This is a genomic window from Vibrio sp. V03_P4A6T147 (assembly GCF_002241085.1).
GTDB lineage: Bacteria > Pseudomonadota > Gammaproteobacteria > Enterobacterales > Vibrionaceae > Vibrio > Vibrio anguillarum.
The window spans coordinates 1-5,902 of sequence record NZ_NDIO01000370.1; the positions used below are offsets into that span (position 1 = coordinate 1).

Sequence of the window (5,902 nt, forward strand, 5' to 3'; positions counted from 1 at the left end):
ATCAACGACTCATTAAATTATTCATTTCTAAAATCGGCATCAAGGTCGCCATCACGATAAACAGTACCAACCCAGCCATTAATGCAATCAGCGCCGGGGTAAAAATACCTAATGCGATGTTGACCGTCGATTCAAAACTCGCGTCTTGGTTATCGGCCGAGCGCGTCAGCATACTTTCGAGCTCACCACTTTGTTCACCACTGGCGATCATATGCAGCATCATCGGTGGAAATAACTTGGTTTGCTCAAGCGCTTTACGCAAGCTCGACCCTTCGCGAACATTGTCAGCCGCCAACAACACTTGTTGCTTAACGTATTTATTGGACATCACATCCACCGCCACACGCATCCCATCCAAAATAGGAATCGCACTGGAGGTACAAATAGACAAAGTTCGCGCAAAACGCGCAGTATTGAGACCGCGAGTGATTTTGCCAATCAACGGCATGCCGATGATTTTTTTATCCCACTTCAACCGCAAATTCGGCTTGCTTAGCAACCATCGGACGAGATAAATCAAGATCACCAATAGCACCAGCAATTGGACACCCCAATGCTGGATAAAATCACTTGAGGAGAGTAGAAATTGAGTCGACTTCGGTAATTCTTGCCCCATTTGGACAAATTGTCCGACGATTTTAGGCACCACAGCCGCCAGCAAAAAAGCCACAATACACACCGCGAACACCACCAACACCACTGGATAAATCATCGCTTGTTGTAACTTGGAACGCATTTTTTGGCGATTCTCAGCATAGTCCGCTAAACGCTCAAGCACCGAATCCAAATGACCAGATTTTTCGCCCGCTTCAACCATCGAACGAAACAGGTCATCAAAGATATGTGGATAATCACCCAAGCTGTCTGACAAGGTATAACCCTCGGTCACTTTGGAACGAACAGCGGCCAACATGGTGCGAATACGCGGCTTTTCCGATTGTTCAGATACCGCTTTCAAACACTCTTCTAATGGCATGCCTGACTGCACTAAAGTGGATAACTGGCGAGTAATGAGCGCTAAATCCGGTGTACTGATACCGCGCTTAAAACTCAAAGGCGATTGCTCACGCTGAGCCGCTTTCGCTTGCGTCTCAATGAGTTCAATCGGTATAAGCCCTTGCTCTTTTAAGCGCTGGCGAACCTGCCGAGCATGGTCCCCCTCAATAACACCCTTTTTTTGTTTGCCTTTGGCGTCGAGCGCTTTATATTCAAATGCCGCCATTATGCTTCCTTCGTCACTCGCATCACTTCTTCAAGTGAGGTAATGCCTTTCAGCACTTTATCAAGCCCGTCATCACGAATGCTCGGTGTTTTCGCCCGCACCGCTTTTTCAATTGCTTGCTCTCCGGCTTCGCTATGAATTAAGGCTTGTACCTCATCATCAATCAGCAACAATTCATGTATACCCGTTCGGCCTCGATACCCTTTGTGATTGCATTTGTCACAGCCCTTCGGACGATACAGTGTCAGCGACTCTTTTTTCTTACAATTGAACAGTTTTTTCTGCTCATTGTCTGCTTGGTAGGCCTCTTTGCAATCTGGACATAAGGTACGCACTAAGCGTTGTGCCAATACGCCAAGCAGCGATGATGAGATCAAAAAGGGTTCAATTCCCATATCGCGCAAACGTGTTATCGCACCGATGGCGGTATTGGTGTGCAACGTCGACATCACCAAGTGTCCGGTTAAAGACGCTTGCACCGCAATCTGCGCGGTTTCTAAATCACGAATTTCCCCAACCATGACCACATCCGGGTCTTGACGCAAAATAGCACGTAATCCTCGCGCGAAAGTCATGTCCACTTTAGGATTGACTTGAGTTTGGCCGATACCATCAATATCGAACTCAATCGGGTCTTCCACGGTTAAAATATTACGCTCGTTGCTGTTGAGTTCTTGCAGGCCAGCGTACAGGGTGGTGGATTTTCCTGAACCGGTTGGGCCCGTCACCAAAATAATGCCATGCGGTCGTTTGATTAATTGACGGAAGCTTTCGTGGTTGGCTGCCGTCATTCCTAGACTGTGCAGATCTAAGCGCGTAGCGTTTTTATCTAGCAAACGCATCACCACACGCTCACCGTGAGACGAAGGCATGGTTGACACGCGAACATCGACCGCTCGGCCGCCAATGCGTAATGAAATGCGTCCATCTTGTGGTACACGTTTTTCAGCGATATCAAGCTTAGCCATTACTTTGACGCGTGAAACCAGCAACGGCGCTAATTTACGACTCGGCGCTAACACTTCACGCAGTACCCCATCGACACGAAAACGAATCGACAAGATTTTCTCAAAGGTTTCAATGTGAATATCCGACGCGCCCTCTTTGATCGCTTCGCCAAGCATGGCGTTGATCAATTTGATGATGGGCGCATCGTTTTCTGACTCTAACAAATCTTCATTTTGCGGCAGCTCTTCGGCTAATGAGAAGAAATCATCACTGTCAGCACCGATATCTTCCATTAATTGTCGCGCTTCTGACGAGTCTCGTTGGTAAGCTTGAGTCAACTTACTTTCAAATTCGGCCAGTGAAATTTCAACCAAGTTGAGCGGCTGTTTCACGACTCGTTTCACTTCGACTAATGATTCGATAGCCAGCGGAGCGACATAAAATAACGTCGGCAGCTCGTTGTCTTCTACCAGCTCTAATACCAATTTAAAACGATTGGCAAAGCTAAACGGTAAACGACGGTAGTGAGGTTGCGACAAAACTTCGGTCATTGCTGTTTTTCCATTTGTTCGATAAAGGCTTGTACTTCCGCAGAATGAGTACGGTCATCACCAAACTTAGGCAGCACAGGAATATTGTCGTTCGCCATCAACTTCAAACCGCGATCAGCGTTATAAAGCTGCTCTGCACGAATGTAGTTGTACTTACGCTGAGTGATGCCATCGGCCGTCATGCCATCACGAATGATGGTCGGCTTAATAAAGACCATCAGGTTTTTCTTCTCAACTTGGGTACTGGTCGATTTGAACAAATAGCCTAAAACCGGTATATCGCCTAATAGTGGGACTTTGGATTCACTTTCGACCGCGCGCTCATCAATCAACCCCCCCAGAACTAACATTTGCCCGTCTTGAATGATGACCGATGTGTTTAATTGACGCTTTGCAAAACGGACATCGACGGCACCATTCGCTCCTAATACGTTGGATACCTCCTGCTCAATTTTCAATTGAACTGAGTCGCCTTCGTTGATTTGTGGTACCACTTTCAGCTTGATACCGACCTCTTTGCGTTCTACGGTTTGGAAAGGATTATCGTTATTTGCGCCCGCGCTCGAACCCGTCAAAACAGGCACCTCTTCGCCCACGATGAAGGAGGCTTCTTCATTATCCATCACCGTAATACTCGGTGATGACAAGATGTTCGAGTTGGAGTCACTCGACACAGCGCTGATAAGGGCCGTCCAGTCGCCCATCACTAAGCTCATGGCTGCACCATTGACCGCACCGAGCGCTGACGCCAAAGTAGAGTAATCCCCTTTCTTCGTTGTTTCTTCGTAGTATTTTATTTCGCCTGTTGAGCTATCTCGAATCGGTTTTTTCTCAACGCTATCTTTGGCTTCTTCTAAACCAATCATTACCTTACCGATTGGCGCGCCCGCGTTGCCATACTGAATTACAGAGCCGTTATCGAGTGAGCCCCATTGCACGCCTAAGTTGATGCCATCCCCTTCGGCCATTTCAACAATCAGCGCTTCAATCAATACCTGAGCGCGACGAATATCCAACTGCGCAACCACATCTTCTAGCTCTTTCATGATGTCTTGCGGAGCGGTAACAATTAAGGAATTGGTCGGTGCATGTGCTGAAATCATCACTTCGGTGCGTTGTGAACTTTGCCCTGTTTTTTGCCCAGACTGTTTTTCAGCCTGCAAGTTGTCAGACACCCCTTTCAACACATCAACCAAATCTTCCGCTTTCGCATTCTTAAGATAAATGACGCGGTTATTACCTCTGGTTGCCATCTCGACATCAAGCTGAGTGATCAATCGCTTTAGGCGTTCACGGACTTTAGGATCACCTGAGATCAAAATCGAATTGGTACGATCATCGGCCACCAGCTTAGGCTGCAAAAACTCTGGGGTATTTTTAGCATCCGTAGTTTTGTTTAATGCCTCCACAATACGCACCATTTCAGCGGCAGATGCATTACTTAGTTCCACAACCTCAATGTCTTTGTCACCGGCTTGGTCAACTCGTTTGATGATATCGGCTAAACGGTTGACGACCGCAGCACGACCTGTAATCAAAATGATGTTCGCCGGATCATAATGCACTACGTTGCCCGCTCCTGCGTTATCGATCAACTGGCGTAGCAAAGGTGAAAGCTCTCGTACCGAAACATTCCGCACCGCAACAACGCGCGTGATCACGCTATCACCGTTCTCTTTTCCTTCATCGCCAACCACAGGAATCGCAGACGTTTTGGCATCTTTCGACTTGATCACTTTGAGCACACCGTTGTCCATCTCCACCACGGCAAAACCATACACTTCCAATACATTCAAAAAGAAGCTGTAGTATTGCTCTTCATTAAGCGTGTCATAGCTGCGGACATCAACCTTCCCCCGAACTGAAGGATCAACAATGATTGTTTTTTCAAGATTACGGCCCACGATATTGATGAATTCTTGAATATCAGTGCCTTTAAAGCTGGCACTAAAATCGTTTGCCATGACTAACGGCGATGACAACAAGCCACCCATCAATAACCACGTCGTTTTGTTTAACCAATGCTTCACGTCTTACTCCCTAAACTCATGCTCATGCATCAGTCTGTCTAAAATTGGATATAAATGTCATGGGATTGCCCGTCTCTTTCGACTGTTAAGTTCATTTCGGTTAACTCAGAGACTGACTGAAAAATCTTATTCATGGCGTCCGGGTCCGTTAAATCCTGACCGTTTAACGCGATTGCGACATCGCCATCTTGTAGCCCTACCGACTCAAACAACTCAGGAGATTGCCCAGGGCTCACTCTGTATCCAAGCACTTTGTCATCACGTTTCACTTGCGACAGGCGTACATATTTAAAGATTTCTTGCGGATTGCTGGCAATAGCGGCGCGAATGTCATCCAACTTCTCTTCTGCAGACGCTGGGTTATTACCACGCACATTCGATGCAACAACGCGCTCAGGCGTTGCTACACTCGGTTTATGATAGTCAATTCCATCCAACATCAAGGTTTCATCGCGCCCTGAGTTATCAATAATAACGCGATCATTGAACACCGCTTTCAATTTGACACGGGTTCCTTCAATGACTTCGTTAACACCATAGGTCGATTGACTGCCACGATTTGCGATTACCGCTAGACTCTTACTCGGTTCATTGCTCGCCACCACCCCAACCAATAATAAGCTAAGGCTGGTTTTAGGTGCATCTTTGACCACAGGCTGTGCGGCTTCGACCTTCTGCTCGCTATAGCGACCAAATAAACTTCCTTGTTGTAAAGAAGAGAGATCAAGCGAACGCGCCGCATTCGGCGTTGATGCGATTGCTCTTGGAGACCAAGGCGTTATATCAACCGCGTTTTGCTGAATCAGCCACACCATTTTTCCTAGAATCCAAGCCGACGTGACCAGCAATACTAAGGTAAGAAATTGGCTGATTGGTTTCTGCCATTGCGGTATTTTTTGTAGCAAACCTGCTTGCCATAAGCGAGATGAGGTCATACTGCTAAAATCGATTCGCCTCAAAAGATGTCCTTACTGATATTTTCTTACTTCAACCATGATATTTCACATTCATGAGCCGTTAGCCAGACGAAAACCGGCGGATTGGCCTCAAACTATACTTCCATTTCATTTAAACTATGCTTCCATTTAAATGGAACAGATACATAAGACCGCGAAGATCGCGCTACAAAAACACATTAATATATCATAGGA

4 protein-coding genes are annotated in these 5,902 nt (G+C 46.7%); all 4 read right to left on the reverse strand.

The window, feature by feature from the left end; translation table 11 throughout:
- Window position 1 precedes the first annotated feature (1 nt).
- From gspF to gspC, 4 genes are read right to left on the reverse strand one after another with little or no spacing between them, the layout of a single operon-like run.
- A complete protein-coding gene (gene gspF, locus B9J84_RS14290; protein WP_017045694.1) occupies window positions 2-1,222 on the reverse strand; it encodes a type II secretion system inner membrane protein GspF in 1,221 nt (406 codons plus the stop codon).
- Window positions 1,222-2,721 carry a type II secretion system ATPase GspE gene (gene gspE / locus B9J84_RS14295; protein WP_019282846.1) on the reverse strand — a complete coding sequence of 500 codons (1,500 nt, stop codon included), beginning with the start codon at window positions 2,719-2,721 and terminating at the stop codon, window positions 1,222-1,224. Before gspE ends, gspF begins: the two co-directional genes overlap by 1 nt.
- Window positions 2,718-4,751: a type II secretion system secretin GspD gene (gspD, locus tag B9J84_RS14300; protein WP_094124417.1), complete on the reverse strand. Its 2,034-nt coding sequence runs from the start codon at window positions 4,749-4,751 to the stop codon at window positions 2,718-2,720. Before gspD ends, gspE begins: the two co-directional genes overlap by 4 nt.
- Before the next feature lie 38 nt (window positions 4,752-4,789).
- The gene (gene gspC, locus B9J84_RS14305; protein WP_404207465.1) at window positions 4,790-5,686 is read right to left on the reverse strand and encodes a type II secretion system protein GspC; all 897 of its coding nucleotides are present in this window, start codon (window positions 5,684-5,686) and stop codon (window positions 4,790-4,792) included.
- Window positions 5,687-5,902: the final 216 nt, after the last annotated feature.

Excerpts from the sequence above, each read along its gene's own strand:
- gspC (WP_404207465.1), bottom strand. The coding sequence starts at position 5,686 with ATGACCTCATCTCGCTTATGGCAAGCAGGTTTGCTACAAAAAATACCG.
- gspE (WP_019282846.1), bottom strand. The coding sequence starts at position 2,721 with ATGACCGAAGTTTTGTCGCAACCTCACTACCGTCGTTTACCGTTTAGC.
- gspF (WP_017045694.1), bottom strand. The coding sequence starts at position 1,222 with ATGGCGGCATTTGAATATAAAGCGCTCGACGCCAAAGGCAAACAAAAA.